The 14956-nt window shown below is 44.7% G+C and carries 11 protein-coding genes and 2 pseudogenes; 4 read left to right on the top strand and 9 right to left on the bottom strand.

All coding sequences use genetic code 11. The features are described from left to right. Positions 1-112: 112 nt before the first annotated feature. Together C9411_RS06175 and C9411_RS06170 are read right to left on the bottom strand one after the other, a co-directional pair. Positions 113-430: a contact-dependent growth inhibition system immunity protein gene (locus tag C9411_RS06175; RefSeq protein WP_107226675.1), complete on the bottom strand. Its 318-nt coding sequence runs from the start codon at positions 428-430 to the stop codon at positions 113-115. A gap of 7 nt (positions 431-437) precedes the next feature. Next, on the bottom strand, positions 438-1262 hold the full coding sequence (locus C9411_RS06170) for an RNase A-like domain-containing protein (protein WP_063991545.1): 825 nt from the start codon (positions 1260-1262) through the stop codon (positions 438-440). A 379-nt stretch (positions 1263-1641) separates the two neighbouring features. On the opposite strand from C9411_RS06170, the gene C9411_RS06165 reads away from it, so the two are divergent. From C9411_RS06165 to C9411_RS06155, 3 genes are all read left to right on the top strand, one after another. After that, positions 1642-1884 (top strand): ash family protein, encoded by a 243-nt coding sequence (locus C9411_RS06165; protein ID WP_074181306.1) that lies wholly within the window; start codon positions 1642-1644, stop codon positions 1882-1884. Continuing rightward, positions 1779-2087, top strand: a complete 309-nt coding sequence (locus C9411_RS06160; RefSeq protein WP_063991546.1) for a hypothetical protein — start codon at positions 1779-1781, stop codon at positions 2085-2087. Before C9411_RS06165 ends, C9411_RS06160 begins: the two co-directional genes overlap by 106 nt. A 229-nt stretch (positions 2088-2316) precedes the next feature. After that, the gene (locus C9411_RS06155; protein ID WP_107226674.1) at positions 2317-3435 is read left to right on the top strand and encodes an HNH endonuclease signature motif containing protein; all 1119 of its coding nucleotides are present in this window, start codon (positions 2317-2319) and stop codon (positions 3433-3435) included. A 273-nt stretch (positions 3436-3708) separates the two neighbouring features. Here C9411_RS06155 and C9411_RS06150 read toward each other — a convergent pair whose 3' ends face one another. The 3 genes and pseudogenes from C9411_RS06150 to C9411_RS25550 form a co-directional block, all read right to left on the bottom strand. Next, the gene (locus tag C9411_RS06150) at positions 3709-4089 is read right to left on the bottom strand and encodes a putative T6SS immunity periplasmic lipoprotein (protein WP_063991548.1); all 381 of its coding nucleotides are present in this window, start codon (positions 4087-4089) and stop codon (positions 3709-3711) included. Next, positions 4086-4352: pseudogene (locus C9411_RS26175) on the bottom strand (type IV secretion protein Rhs); the annotation flags it as partial. The pseudogene C9411_RS26175 and the gene C9411_RS06150, both read right to left, overlap by 4 nt. A gap of 343 nt (positions 4353-4695) precedes the next feature. Continuing rightward, positions 4696-5157 carry a hypothetical protein gene (locus C9411_RS25550; RefSeq protein ID WP_146158868.1) on the bottom strand — a complete coding sequence of 154 codons (462 nt, stop codon included), beginning with the start codon at positions 5155-5157 and terminating at the stop codon, positions 4696-4698. Positions 5158-6356: 1199 nt separating this feature from the next. Between C9411_RS25550 and C9411_RS06140 the strand changes: the two genes are divergently transcribed. Continuing rightward, on the top strand, positions 6357-9980 hold the full coding sequence (locus C9411_RS06140) for an ATP-binding protein (protein WP_107226673.1): 3624 nt from the start codon (positions 6357-6359) through the stop codon (positions 9978-9980). Between the two features lie 726 nt (positions 9981-10706). Here C9411_RS06140 and C9411_RS25545 read toward each other — a convergent pair. The 4 genes and pseudogenes from C9411_RS25545 to C9411_RS06120 form a co-directional block, all read right to left on the bottom strand. Further along, positions 10707-12281 carry a hypothetical protein gene (locus tag C9411_RS25545; protein WP_146158867.1) on the bottom strand — a complete coding sequence of 525 codons (1575 nt, stop codon included), beginning with the start codon at positions 12279-12281 and terminating at the stop codon, positions 10707-10709. A 437-nt stretch (positions 12282-12718) separates the two neighbouring features. Then, positions 12719-13792: a protein kinase gene (locus C9411_RS06130; protein ID WP_107226671.1), complete on the bottom strand. Its 1074-nt coding sequence runs from the start codon at positions 13790-13792 to the stop codon at positions 12719-12721. Positions 13793-13842: 50 nt separating this feature from the next. Next, positions 13843-14763 (bottom strand): FRG domain-containing protein, encoded by a 921-nt coding sequence (locus C9411_RS06125; RefSeq protein WP_107226670.1) that lies wholly within the window; start codon positions 14761-14763, stop codon positions 13843-13845. Continuing rightward, positions 14763-14948: pseudogene (locus C9411_RS06120) on the bottom strand (tyrosine-type recombinase/integrase); the annotation flags it as partial. The gene C9411_RS06125 and the pseudogene C9411_RS06120, both read right to left, overlap by 1 nt. Positions 14949-14956: the final 8 nt, after the last annotated feature.

The following is a 14956-nucleotide window of genomic DNA, read 5'->3' as shown; positions in this document are numbered from 1 at the left end:
TTATCTCGCAGGGAAAGCGCTAAGGATAAAGTCAGGTTTGCCACTACAGCGTGTGCGTTCAATCACAACGCCAGGCCGAGATCCAAGCTCGAATAACCCGGCATCCACTGCGTTAATTAAAGCTGCCTAGCTTTTGCTCTGCTTTTCGTCGCAACATGGCAAAGAACGCTACCGCGGTAGTACTCCAGCTCTCTGGCACAAACTCATCTGAAAAATGCTCCGCCATGCCTTCGTCTATACGCCCTGCATAAGTAGCCTGAAACTCTTTAGTCTCCTCGAGAATATCACGGATGACTTGACTGCCGTTTTGCTCCAGGAAGCCGTCAATCACACCGTCGGCCGTTTCGGCATCAGTAAACAGATCATAATCCTGACCAAAGTAAATACTGAATAACTTACTGAGTTCGCTGAAGTCTCCGTGCAATCTCATCATTACCTCAAAAGTCGGGAAAAGCTGTCAGTATGAAATAGGGTTTACCTTGAAACTGCTGATAGTGCAACACGACCTTTAATCGCGATGTTCTCACTAATTGCGTTGAATTTTTACTCAGGCCATAACCGATATCACTGGACATAATATGGGTCAATTCAAGATTTGGCCTACCCGCAGGATTCGTGGCCCACAGTCTTATCCACTCTTTATTTGCTTTTAACGCCGAGCTGACGGCGACCTCCGCGGCCCCTAATGATTTAAACGAAGAGGCCTTGTTCACTCGTGGATTTTTTAAACGCTCTAGCAGTTGCTCTTTCGTCACCCCAACATGACGTTTAATGGTATGCCCACCCGGTTTCATCCCCGTAGGGGACTCATGCTCAACCAGCTTAACCCGCCCCATGCGCACGGATGCGACTCGGGCTGCGCCAACCGCTCCGGCAAAGACAAAAGGCACGGCAATATCGACCGTTAAACCGACGTTATAAGCCGTTTCCCGATCGGCACCCAATGCTTGCGCCAATAAAACGGCAGACTGATAAGTATCGGTAGTTGTTGGATGCCCGGTAATCATCTGATTGGAAGCGGCCTTGATGCTGTCCAGGCTATGCGTTCCCACCACCACGCACCCGACCTTGGTGATAAACGTCGGATCCGGCGCATAACACAACACCCCTGCCCCCATCAGCTCAACGACACCACCGGCAAGCCCCAAACCGCCAAGCAGACGGTTACTGAGCGTTTCGCCTTCAGTGACGCTTTCATCAGACAGCACTGCCGCAAGCTGCACCGGCGACAGGGCAATGCGCAACTCATCTTCATTCGCCATGTTCGTTCATCCGTGAATGAGCAAAGCCGTATGAGTAACATAAGCTCTAGAAAGGATAAATACTGGAACGGTTAACACTTCGCAGCGCGTATAGAGGATTACCGAACATAACATTCATTTAGAGAATGTAATGACATGGATTATATTCGCTATATATAGGAAACATTACAAGTATAAAAGAGCACCATAAATAACTGCGATCTGTATTCCAATGCTGAAAGCAAAAAAACTGTAATTCCATACAGCTTATTTTATCCTTTTACTGATAACGCTATAGTTTTTTCGCTGCGGCAAAATCCGCAGCCGGAGTTAGCGTTCCGAACACTTACACAAGGCAGCATTATGTATATAATGCTGGGGCTTTTAAACATCCAGAATTATGGTGGCCCAAGTGGGGGCTTCGCAAGAAGCGCCGGTTTCCTTCGTGTCCGGTAACGCTAACTCCGCTTGGGCTACCACCATGGGTTTAGCGTCTCATGTGGTAGTACGCATACTACACACTAAGGATAAAGACGCATGGAAAATGTCGCCATCACCGAAAATACCACAAGCACCCTTACCCTCTATCGCCAACTGTTTAACCACCTCGATCTCAGCGCTTTTAATCCTTCAGAACTTTTAGACCTGGCCGCCCTCTCTGCCGAACAGGCGGAAGGTCTGTGCCACGGGCTGATGCTGTTCGGCCATTTGCTGCAAAAGACCCCACAGCTGGATGCCGAAGGCTGGGAGCAGATGAATCGCTACCTCAACGCCACGGCGCATCTGGTTCCTGCGCTATGTAACCTTTATGGGCGGGCACTGCGGGAGATGGAAGCCTGCAGCTAACATAAATGGCAATCAGGGCGATGCTCATCGCCCTTCCCACTCAGGATTTACAATAGATCTGACTGACATATCACAACAAAAGCATTCATCAAGGTAGGCATTTCCTCCCCTACCTGGCATAGTTAACGCATTCGGTAAATCGATGAGTTAACTGCTGGGTATTGATGCATACTGCTCTCGTCAGCAAGCACATTGCCCAGAGCCTACTCGGTAATATGAGGGAGTGGTTTTGGCAACTGCAATAGAGGCGTTATCTTCAAAAAAATTCGTTTTAAAAGCCATCGAAGAATATAAAAAACTTGGCCGAGATGAATTCTTAAAACAACATGAAATAAAACGATTTAAAAAACACACCCTGCTTTATAATGGCGAGAAGTACGATATCCGCGGCATTGCCGCTAGAGCATACAGTGAGCAGCATGGTTATCCGTTTAAGGGAATCAACGCCGATAGCGGAACGGAAAAAGCCATCCAATTTCTCAAAGACCTCGGCTTTGAGATCGTCGAAACACCGCATCCTTTTGACTATTTAACCGAAGGCAAACTGTACACACGCAAAGCGCTTATCGAGCTTTATGGCGGGCAGCTGCAAGGCGGTATCTGGACCCCGCGGGAATTCCCGGTAATCTTTATCTTCACCGGAGAAAGCGGCGAAACCTACGGATACAAAGATGGATGGACAGCCGAAGGCAGCTTCTCTTATACGGGGGAAGGCCAAAAAGGCCCTATGGAATTTATTCGTGGCAATAAATCCATCCGCGACCATAAAAAAGACGGCAAAGATATCTTCCTGTTTGAAGACAACAAGAAAGAAAAAGGCGTCCGCTATCTTGGCATGTTTGAGTGCGACTCTTGGGATCACATTCAGTGCTTAGACTTCGAAAATAACATGCGCCAAGGCATTACCTTTAACCTGTTCAAAGTCTCGTCACTGCACGCGGTTGAAGAAGATGCAGAAACCGATGAAGCTGATACGCAGACAGAGACGCTCGAACAGTTGCGCAAGAAGGCACTGCAGTCCTCAAAGCAATCGGGCCAGCGCCAACAAAGCGACAGCAAAAAATCCTGGTTCAAACGCAGCGAAGACGTAAAAAAATACGTGCTCAAGCGCGCCAATGGCATCTGCGAAGCCTGCGAGCAGCCGGCGCCGTTCAAGAAAAAGAACGGCGATCCCTACCTCGAACCCCACCACACAAAGCGCCTAGCCGACGAAGGCCCCGATCACCCGCAGTGGGTGGGCGCCATCTGCCCAACTTGCCATCGGCGGATTCATAGCGGGGTAGATGGGAAGGAGGTGAATAAGCAGCTGATGGTGAAGTTGGAGTTGAAAGAGGCCGATTTCATATAGATTAAATTCATAGAAAATAACTCTCCTATTCTCTTACATGGATATAGGAGGGTTATTTTTAATTAAAAATCCATTTTGTCTTCTGAAGTATTACTTTTCGCTCAATAGAGAATAGACCTATCATACATCGAGCAATCAGAGATAAAATAGGAATAAAGAGTAGGAGGGATTTTTTCATCGTGGGAGCCCTGCTCTTCCAGTTACAGATTGAATTCCTACAGAGTTAATAAATTATTCTCATGACAATAGTTAGTAAAAACATATCGTTAAACTCTAATCAGACTTCAACATAATACTTTCACCTTTCTTCATCACAACAAAACTGGTTCGATATGAATTCAGCGGTGTTCTTACCAACACGGTGTATCCTTCACCGGCGATAAAATTAAACTCACCGATACCTGGAACACACTTGTTGGCCTCCAGCGTTATCGGGCTGTAAGCATATGATTTTTCGTATACGTAGGTATCGCCCCCTTGCTTCCAGATGGCGATATTCAGTATGGATTCGTTTTTTACGATATCGCTCTCATTAAAAAAGACGCAGACTTTACCGTCTACGATCTTACTTTGTACTTGATAGAGGTTAAACCTGTCACCGGTTGGACAACCCGAGATAAAAAGAGGAAGAAGAAGGAATAAATATTTTCTCATAATGGCAGCCCTGCGCTTCTGATGATGGGGTGAAATTGTGACAATGTCCTTCTGTCCACTATCCCGATGAGTTTCCTGTTTGGCAAGCGGAAGAAGGTATTCGCCCCATATCTCTTGAGAATGAAATAGTCCGCAATTATCGATGCTTGCTGTTCCATGCTGTAGTGGCGCAGCAAAGGTTGATCAAGCCGATATTGATAGCTCACTGCCCAACTGAGAGGCCCACGGGTGCGTACCCACATGCCCTTCTGGTGTTGCCAAACACTGAACGCGCCAAATTGACTTCGCCCGGCGTTAACGCCCGCGTGATCCCTTCCTGTTGTGGCTCCATCCTGGAACTCCTTGATCCGAAAGAGTTCAATGAAACACCATTTTAGCCTTTAAGGTCAATCAGATAGGCCTAGGAAAGCATCTGGAAGATCCGGTTTTTACTGAGGTGAGAAGCGCATCATCTCGTGGCTGATAATTGAAAGTAGTCATACAGGGCAAACTTCTAACACAAAAAAGCCACCTCTCGGTGGCTTCTTGTTTGCACTGTACTAACGCTGCCAGATGATAAGCTACCGCCCTCATCTCCATTAACGTAGTCACACATTCAGCGTGTTTTTAAATATCACGCCTGAAGTTGCAAGAGGTCTTATCTGTGCAAATCACCGACGGTAAGTATTTATCCTCTCGCACCTTCGTTGGGATAACCGCACACTGTTTGCTCAGTTCTAGCCTGCGTGTTGCTCTAACGGTCATCGACTTATCTTGGGGAATAACGAAATTAACTTCGATTTTTTCTGGCTTGTCTCCAAACCACAAACCAATCGTACCTTTGGCCTGTACCATCTCCTCTCCTTTCTCATCAAAAACATAGTAACTGCCAGTGCCACTACGATTTTCTAGTATACGAATTGGACCGCTGGGATAATTATTGGCAATGGCATCATTCTCCCACAAATCTCGTACACAATATGCCATCCCTGCTGTACCCGGTGTTCCCGTAAAAGTATCCACAACTTTATTCGTACTGCAAGCTGACAAAGCAAGAAAGGACATAAAAAATAGAGGTTTAATAGACATGTAATCAAAGCATCCTTGGCTTTATTTTGGAAGTGCTTATCATATCACTGACACACATTAATGAGAATGAATATCAATATCAAATGTGTGATGCATCTCTATACGAATTTGCCAACTGATGCGCTAGATAAGCTATTTCACCAGATCGATGATGAGCCTTCTCACTGGACAGCCATCGTGCCAGTTGCATCAGCAAATCTCGGTCAAATAAGTCTCAATAGCACTGCGCAAGGCGTATCGCGATATATGAATGATCCCAAGACACATAACTCTACTTAGGAGGTAGCAAGGAACAAAGGCAGGGGGTTGTTTGCAACCAAATTCCAGGCACAAAAAAACCACCTTTCGGTGGCTTCTGGTTCGCGCGGTACTTAATGGTGCGAAGGCCGGACTCAAATCACCAATCAATGCACTGAAAAATATAAAATTATTAAAAACAAAACATGATTATGCCCCCTTTTGTGCCCCCAGTATAAATTTCGTGAAACGCTAGAAGGTTAGACTATTGCTCTGACAACAGCATAAAATTCAACCATACAAAGAGCTCGGTTAGGTTCCGTGTCACGAACCAAACCAAAAATATTGTTATGCATAAATTTACTGTCGCTATTTTCTGATCGCAGCTTTATTTCTTGGACTCACAGCCACAAAAAAAAGATTTATAGAAAAACTATTCACCCTCTACATCTTTTGATTTTTTCATTTAATTTCAATGCATTGATGGGTGCATAGCTATCTTCTCGGTGTACACCCCTGTTCACCTACAGGGTGAACAGCCTGAACCGCAGGTACAAAAAAACCGGCCTGAGCCGGTTTGGGGAGCGCTTGTCGTTATGATGTTGGCCGTTCAGCGGCCGATAGGGTGCCCTGGTGTTGCTGCATGTATTCGGGTCACTGCCACTATAGGCGGCACGGCGATTGAGCGTCCAATGGGTTCGGCAGATCAATCATGGCCTATTGATCGGCCTGGCCGATCGATGTGTAATTGCATCTGACTTGACTACCCGTTTGCATTTTACTTGGCAATTGTTTGCAAATTACTTAACTATCACCAACAAGATCTGACCGTACACATTCGATGGTGAAAGAGGTTCGTCTGTATCTTTGCAGTCTGCCAGGAGCGGAAGTTAACCGTTTTAGAAATCATGCCAATTAGCATAAAATCTCTCAACTGATGGGACCTGGGGCAGCAGAAATAAATGACTACAAGGCAGTATGCGCAAAAATCAATCTTCGATCTGGAGGCAATTTTCGAGCGTTCACGCAACAACGCTAGTGAACTTGAAGTGCTGTTGAACGAGCTGACCTTCCGCAACACTGCCAAGGCCCGAATGTTGACGACTAAAATCGAGCAAGCCCGAACTGCACTTAGCGGACGCTGCGTGGTCTCAATGTCGGGTTCCAGTCCATCAGCGCGTCATCCTGGCTCGGCGTCCACGCAATCCTTCCAAGTTTCGTCCCGGGATGCGCCAGCAACGGTAGTGCAACAGCGACCAAAGGCTAATCCAGCTCCTATCGTGCAACAGCAATTCGGCGAAGACCAGATCGACCTAGGTCCACTCCCCTCTTTCTCTCCAACAGGTAAGTCGAATGATGCGCGCGCGATACTGGCAGCATGGACAGCCCTCGAAGCACTATCGCCTCAAGGTTATAAACGCCCAGAGGATATGACAACCGGCGACCGCTCCAGGGTTGCTCTATTGGAGCGAGGTGTTCCATGGGGACCAAATGCCCGCAGCAAGCCCAGCTATAAGCTTTATTTCGAGGTCATCCTTGGCGCCATCGCTCTCGACAAGGCGACGGACGAGCTGGTCAAGGTTTTTGGCGAGGATGAGGAGCGTTCACGCCCGGACGGTAAGAAAGCGTCCATCGGTTCGATCCTGATCGACAAGGAAGGTTATGTGCTTGAGGACAAAGGCGTCGCTGTTTCCAGTTTTGCCTGGGCACTCAAGCAGGCTCTCGATCTGAAGCTTGGGAGCTTAGGGAATTGGCCGAATGTTGAGCCGCGCATTATCGAGCATCTGGATCGAATGGTTCGCCGTCACAACGAGGATGGAGAACCCATACCGATCGATTTGGATGTCGTTCTTAACGCTTATAAATGGCTTGTGTCTCAGTTCGGTATACCCAAGCATTTGGTTGAGCCACCCACATTTGCGATTAAGGTGTTTCATCATTTCAAAGCCAAGACGCCGCCTGAACCTTCGTTACTGAATTCTTTCTATCTTGAAGATCTCGGTGAAGCAACTAAATTGCTCGAGACGGGCAAAGCCGGAACCGGTTTGCGCCGCTACATGGGAATTGGTAGGCCTGACCAGAAAATCGACGTGCTATCGCCCATTTCCGCAGTTGAGCCGTTCGTCGCACCGTCGCTCATGCCGCAGGCTCGTTGGCCTTCGAAAGGCGGGCATCCATTGGTGCTGCTTCAACAGGCTGCCGTGAATGCGGCACGTGCTGAGCTGAATGATGCTCCAGGTATCATCGGCGTCAATGGGCCACCGGGTACCGGAAAGACCACTCTTCTGCGGGACATCGTCGTTGGGTGCATTCTTGATCGGGCCACGGCGATGTCCGGCTTCAACAAACCGCAGGATGCCTTTTCTACAACAGGCGAGAAGCTGGCATTCGGTTCCAATGCCTTCCTGCACTTCTACAAGTTACATGCATCCTTGAGGGGCCATGAGATCGTCGTAGCGTCCTCCAATAACAAAGCGGTCGAGAACGTCAGTAAAGAGCTTCCTCTCAAAGAAGCAAATGGTCGCCATGAACAGATTGCCTACTTCCGGTCTATCAGCGACCTGATTGCGAACCCCAAACGGGCTGGCTATTTCGAAGCCGAGGGTGACACCCCCTCCGATCCTATCGAAACCTGGGGACTGATCGCTGCAGCACTCGGCAAGAGCAGCAACCGAGGAGCGTTCCAGCAAGGTTTTTGGTGGAATGAGGACGGCGGTTTCCTTACCTACCTGAAAGCAGCTCGCGGCATAAACGTCATGCGTGAGATAAAGGACGAACGAACTGGCGCAATCATTGATCGCATTATGCCCAGCGTGGTCATCAATGAGCGGCCCAGCACAAACGAAACGGATGCGGCTTCGGCTTGGCTGAAAGCGCGAACCGCATTCCTTAAACTCAAAGAGACGGTAGACGCCGAAATCGCAAGCATTGAAGTGATGCGCCGGGATATCCGGGCGCTTAAGGGGGCGGCCAACGAACTTCAAATATTGAAACAACGCCGTCCGAGCCTGAATGAAACCGTCGAAGAGGCACACCAGATTGCTGAATCCTGCCAACGAGAGCATGAGAAGGCAAAATCGCAGATCGAGCAGGACAAGATCATGCTCGACAGCCATCTTGCTTGCCGCCCAGGTTTCTTCTCCCGTTTGTTCGCGACTGCGGCCTGGAAGTCGTGGAGATCGACATTGCAGAAGCTCTCTGCGACCTTGCAGCAATCAGTCTTACGAGCGCAGGGGACGGACAGTGCCCTGGAGCTTGCAAGAACTGAGTGGAGCAATACTGAGTCCCAGTTACAGCAACTCGACCAGGAAATTTCCAGCAAATGTCAGGCTGTCTCGAAATTGAAGGCGACCGAGGAACAGGCACGAAACCGCATGGGAGAAAGGGTCGTTGATGAGAGATTTTTCGAGCGCGAGCACGAGGCTATCCACCTGACTGCACCATGGCTTCCCGATGAGGTTCATCGCCTGCGGGAGGATCTTTTCGCCGCTGCCCTGACGGTGCATAAAACGTTCATCGATGCTTCGGCCAACCGCTTGCAACACAATCTCGGGCTATTGATGTCAGGCATGGCGGCTGGTGCCTTCCAGTCTCCTGCTCACCGTGAACTTCTCCCTGATCTTTGGTCGAGCCTTTTCATGGTGGTGCCGACTGTGTCCACAACGTTTGCCTCTGTACGGACCATGTTTGGGGATCTGCCACCAGAGAGTATTGGCTGGCTTCTGATTGATGAAGCGGGCCAGGCCGTTCCTCAAGCGGCAGTTGGAGCTATCATGCGGGCAAAGCGCTCCATCGTGGTAGGCGACCCGTTGCAAATCCCACCTGTGGTATCGCTACCCGAGAAGCTGAACGCCGAAATCTGCAAGTTCTTCAACATTGACCAGATCGAATGGTCTGCCCCCGCCGCATCTACGCAGACCCTTGCTGATCAGGCATCGCGCTTCAAATCCACCTTCGTCATGGATGTAGGTGATCGAGAAGTCGGGCTGCCACTGCTCGTTCACAGGCGTTGCCAGAACCCAATGTTCGATGTTTCTAACTCCATCGCCTATGCCGGGCAGATGGTCCATGCTGTCGGGCCTAAAAAACCTGGATCTATCGGCTCGGCTTTGGGGAGATCTCACTGGGTGGATATCAATGGCGATGCTGAGACGAAGTGGTGCCCCGACGAGGGCGAAGCGGTTGTACGAATGCTCAAAGAGCTGGCAGCAACGGGCATTACAAATCCGGACGTATTTATCATTACACCATTCAAGATCATAGAGCAGAACATGCGTCGGCGTCTCGACAGTGAAACTGATCTGCTACGGGCGTTCGGCGTAAAGTTGGATGAGTGGTGCCGTGATCGTGTAGGCACGATCCACACGTTCCAGGGCCGAGAGGCGGACACTGTCATCCTGTTACTGGGTGCTCCGAAAGCGAGTCAGCAAAGGGCGCGTCAGTGGGCGGCAAGCCCACCAAACATAATCAATGTAGCCGTCTCACGCGCCAAGCAAAACCTGTATGTGGTCGGCTCGGCTGCTGCATGGGCAGGGGCGGGAACTAGTCTGCAGGTCCTGCATCGGCAATTGGCGCAATCAGCCTGACAATCTCCGAGTTGGCCCTCATTGTTGAGGGCGTATCGCTAATAATTTACAACCTACTTCAGGGTCGGACCGGTTGCTACATCTCAAAAACTGACATTGCTCACATAATAGTCTAGTAGTCATTACCCACCGCCCATCCTAGCTTGATAATTCTCACAGCACCCGTTTGATCCACACTGAGGAATAACCTCTGACAAGGCTAAGGAGTACGATTATGGGGCTTAAATCTGGTCCAAAACCAATTGCAAAATCAACAAGAAATCCCGATCAACGCAGACGTGATAATAAGGATACACCCGGCAATACCCCAGGACTGAAACCAAGCAAATCAACTGGGAAGTAATCGTTCAGGGTATACTCTTATCTCGTCAAATCTGTCAGATTTAGCCCGTTTAGTGCCAGGAGCGGACGTTTTTCAATTGGGGGCAAAGTCATATTCGCGGCTTTGGTGCTGTTGGAAAAATCTCTGAACAGGGATCGCTGGCATTTTATACAATGGATATTTACCGTTAAAAAAATTAATCTGATAACCCGTCTACAATAAAAGTCATTTTCCGTAGATAATGGAATGAGTATCTTAGTTTATACCCATATAATAATGCAGTGATAAATTGACATCCTTCAGGCAAGACATCTTTACATTACAAAAGAGCAGAAAAGCAGGAAATAAAATATTCCTGCTGTGGAGTCGTTGGATTGAATATACTTAAAGATACAGGCATTCAATTACATCACGGAATCTTGCTTGCTAACTATTTCTTTGAGTTCGTCAAACGTTAATACTATATGAGCGTCACTTAATTTCGCCAAATGCTTTTTATCAAGAAGGACTATTTTTGTAATCTTATAGTCATTTCTAAATTCGACCGTGTTCATTAACCAATTGAATTTACATTCTTGCTTATAGAAAAATAATTCTTGATCATCATTATTAAGTTTGCTCGATAAATTACGGATTTTATTTTCATCGACCCCATCTGTAAGCACCTTGCATTCAATTAATAATACACTTTTATTTTTAACTGCTAAGCAATCAATCTCACCAGGTATTTTTTTATTATCGATATTTATGAGCTTAGTTGGTGTTTCAACAAACCATGTAGCATTTTCACTAACTTTGCCAGCTCTAAAGCCATGTTCTTTTAAAAATGAAATCACATCTTCTTCAAATTTATTTGATACTGCATTTTGGAAAATTTCCTGAGGTAAATTTATACCTGCCGATTTTTCTGAGTAGTTTAAAATGGATGACTCCAAGAACCAATTAAATGAATCACAAATTAAAATTACAGATGTAGCATATAGACCTTTCGAGTTATTATCAATCCTAACTATAGGTCTTTCATTGATCATATTACTATTCCAGTTGCCAATTCTTTTTTTGAACCACGGCCTTTGCCAAAAGAATGTCATATTTAATCTTTGCAAGTCCTTTTCAATGAGTGGCATAGTTAGTTCATTTAATAGTATGGCGCAGTCATTTAAAATAACCACCCCTGTATAATCGGAGTCTGCAACTGATTTCCTTACTGAAGCTATAAAAACTAATAGTTTTAAGTATAAATAACTTTTTATCCAAAAGTCTCTGGTTTCAACATTAAATGGAATGTATTCAAAAGGTGTATTCTTAAAAATATCAGGAATTAAATTATTTCTTTTATTAATAACATCAATTACACTTCGTAAAAAATCTGGGTTTTTATTCAGGAACAAATCAGCACCATATTTTCCAAGTCGTAAACCTTTATGATCTGACTTGTTAACACTCGATAGATCAATAGCTGTCGCTCTTAACCTATCAGATAATAGCATGCCATAACAAGTTAATTCTATTGTTTCTCCAGGGGAGATGATGATAAGATTTTTTAAGCCAATCAGACTTTCCTTAAGCATACAATATTCAATAAACTGAAATACTTTAATATTAGCGGAACCTGTCCCAGCACTTATATTACCATATGAATAACATAACGCAGATTTGACTCCCATTCCTAAGTATGGCAAATCCAAGTGGCTGTATGCTGTAGAATAATAATATCTTGATATAATCTCGATAAGTTTAGGGATAGTACTATATGACTCAAGTTCAAGACTGATTCTCGTACATTTTCTGTCAATTTTTTCAATCATTTCATTCAAAATATGAATGTTTTCAATGATTATCTTCTCTTCATTTTTCTTAAAAAGAAACCTGTAAGGCTTTTCGACGGTAAGTAAAAGGTATTTTAAGAAAGACTCATGTGCTTCATATGCCTGAGGATAAAGTCTAGAGTTAGTGAATATAGATTTTTCTCTTTTCATGGTATGTAATCCATTTGCATTTTATAATAACATGCGAGCTTGATCGAATTAGCACCTTGCAAAAATAATGATAATATTATTTCCTGAAATGCTAAGTTTTTAATGCATAAAATCAGAAATAAGCAACATTACGTGACAATAATACTGCTGAAAAATGTCTAGGTAAACTGATTTTACTAGGCAATAATTGACACCTCGTTGAGGGAGTAGATAGTCGAAGAATTATACGTGTATAACCTGAGCATAATTCCTTTGGATGAACACCTGAGGTAGAGACTCATGTCCCGCCAACTTCCGCTTTTCGCTCACAGCGGACCTTCAGCTCCGTTAACTCGTCCGCTTCGTGCCAGAAGCGGACGTTGGAGTGCCAGAGACTCACTAAAAGTTAATGGTTCGTTTTGCAGAGATACTTACAATAGCTCTCTTATTTATCAAATTCAGCCAAACTTTGCCTTAAACATCTTCCAACGCTGAGATAGATACGGCCAAGATTCCTCAAGACTTACTTGTGAGGCCTGAGAATCATAATGACTAATCAAGTGCGATACTTGTACAAAGCTACTCATATCTCGTGACCTTAAGAGTTGTAGTAAGTCATCAATCATTAAGCTAATTTCGGGCCTATCATCAGGATTTGATGAAAGCATTTTGTTAACAAGTTCTAGAATTTCTCCATCAACGAGAACTTCAACATCTGCTGAGATAGCCCCTCCATTTGATACCCACTTCCTCCATGGTTCAGCCTTAGTCCATTTTTTAGTATTTCCCTCAATCGGTTTAGGCCAAAAATCACTCAGTTTGATCCCTGCAGGATGGAATCCTCCTGACATCATCTCAAATAAAATAACCCCCAAAGCAAACACATCAGTCTTAGAAGATAACGGCCTCCTTTCCCATTGTTCAGGGGCCATATAGGGTCGTGCCCCATCAAAAAAATCAGAATCCACGGATGCATTAGCCAAGCCAAAATCACCTACCAACGGAAAGTTATATACATCCTGCTCCACTCGAACACGGAAATCATTTCTCATGTTTCGAATAAATATATTTTCTGGTTTTAAATCTTGATGAGAAACAAGTCCTTTGCTGTAGCAATGTCTAAGTCCAGCACATAAATATGCCATAATGGATATTTTGTTAATATCAGAACTAGAGGAAGACTTGATAATCTTTCTGAGGTCACTTCCCCAGTATCGAAAGAGCGCTACCGGAACTCCCATTACCTCTTTGAAATCATATGCCCAGTGCACATATTGATGGTGATAGTACTTTAATTGATTTTCAAGTTCGTTAACAAACCTAGCATAGATTTCCTTATCAGATATTCCATCTATCAATTTAGGGATCTTTGCACATGAATATTGCGGGATTGTGTTAGGACCACGATCAAATATATAGATATCGCCACACATCCCACTATTTTTAGATACCACATTACCTTCATTCAAATTCGATTTAAGCAGTAGTTCCTTCAGATTATCATCTAAATCATAAAACCTTGAAGAATCCATGAACAACCTCTTTACAGTTTATATTTTTTCACGCAGACATGAATTGAAATTTATTTATTATATTGAGCAAGTATGTATTCAGATGCTTTATCCATTTCTGGGAAAATTGAACCAGCATGAATTCCCAACCTAGCCAGTTGCCCACGAATTTTGGCTTTAGCTCTTGCCTGTACAATCAATGTTTCCACATGAGCATCTAGATCGTTACCCTGATGTTTTTTTGTTAGCTCTGGATGATGAGGATAAAGTAAAAATGCTCCTGATTGAGCGATAATTCTTTTATTACTCATTTTGGGTTTGACATAAACAGGGCTAATGAAATGTTTGGGATTAATAACTTTTCTGAAATGAGACTTCTCCATCCCTGCATTGTAATAAAGTTGTTCAACATTATCATCTTCATCATCGAAATCTTTTATTATATTAACCATTTTATCATTTCGATTGAAAAAAATAAAAGCTCTCTCTAGGAAATCATCTTTTTGTTTCTTTTTTAAATTGGAGAGATTAGATAAACAAGTAACTATGTCACTGTCATAATATCTCTTCCGATTATCAGGCACAAAGTAGATGAAAACCTTTCCATCCGTTTTTTTATTTCTTATCCTACCATTAGACAAATATACTTTATCTTCATTCTCTTCAGTGGCAAACCACAAAGCAACCAAAGGATTAATAGTCACATCCAAAAGTCTCGTGGGCAATGAATAATGTTGCATTCTAACGAGTCGATCAAACATAGTTTTGTCTGACTCAAATTCGGCAGGATGAGCCGAAACAATATCACGAACTATAGAGTCCTCATTATTATAAGCATCGGTATACTCATCTCTAAAGATAGAAGGGATCGCCTTCCACGTATCATTCTTATGCCCTCTAAATGCTGTTGGTGAAGTATTTTCAAAACTAAAACCCATAATCCTTTCAATGAAAGTACTTACTGCTCCAATGGTTGAACTCATCGTTTTCATCAATATTCCCCATGATAATTGGCAAGAGGGTTAAACAATACGGCATCTTCCAGTTGCTCAGGAGAAGAATGTGAGTAACGCATTGTTTCTCTTATACTAGAGTGTCCTATTATTCTTTGTAACACAAGTATCTCTCCACCATTCATCATAAAATGACTCGCAAACGTATGGCGCAACACATTGACCTGCTCCC

It is taken from the genome of Serratia sp. Nf2 (assembly GCF_003028435.1).
In the GTDB taxonomy this organism is placed as follows: Bacteria; Pseudomonadota; Gammaproteobacteria; order Enterobacterales; family Enterobacteriaceae; genus Serratia; species Serratia marcescens_L.
Note: the sequence above shows the minus strand (reverse complement) of the source record. Positions and strands in the feature narration are given on the sequence as shown.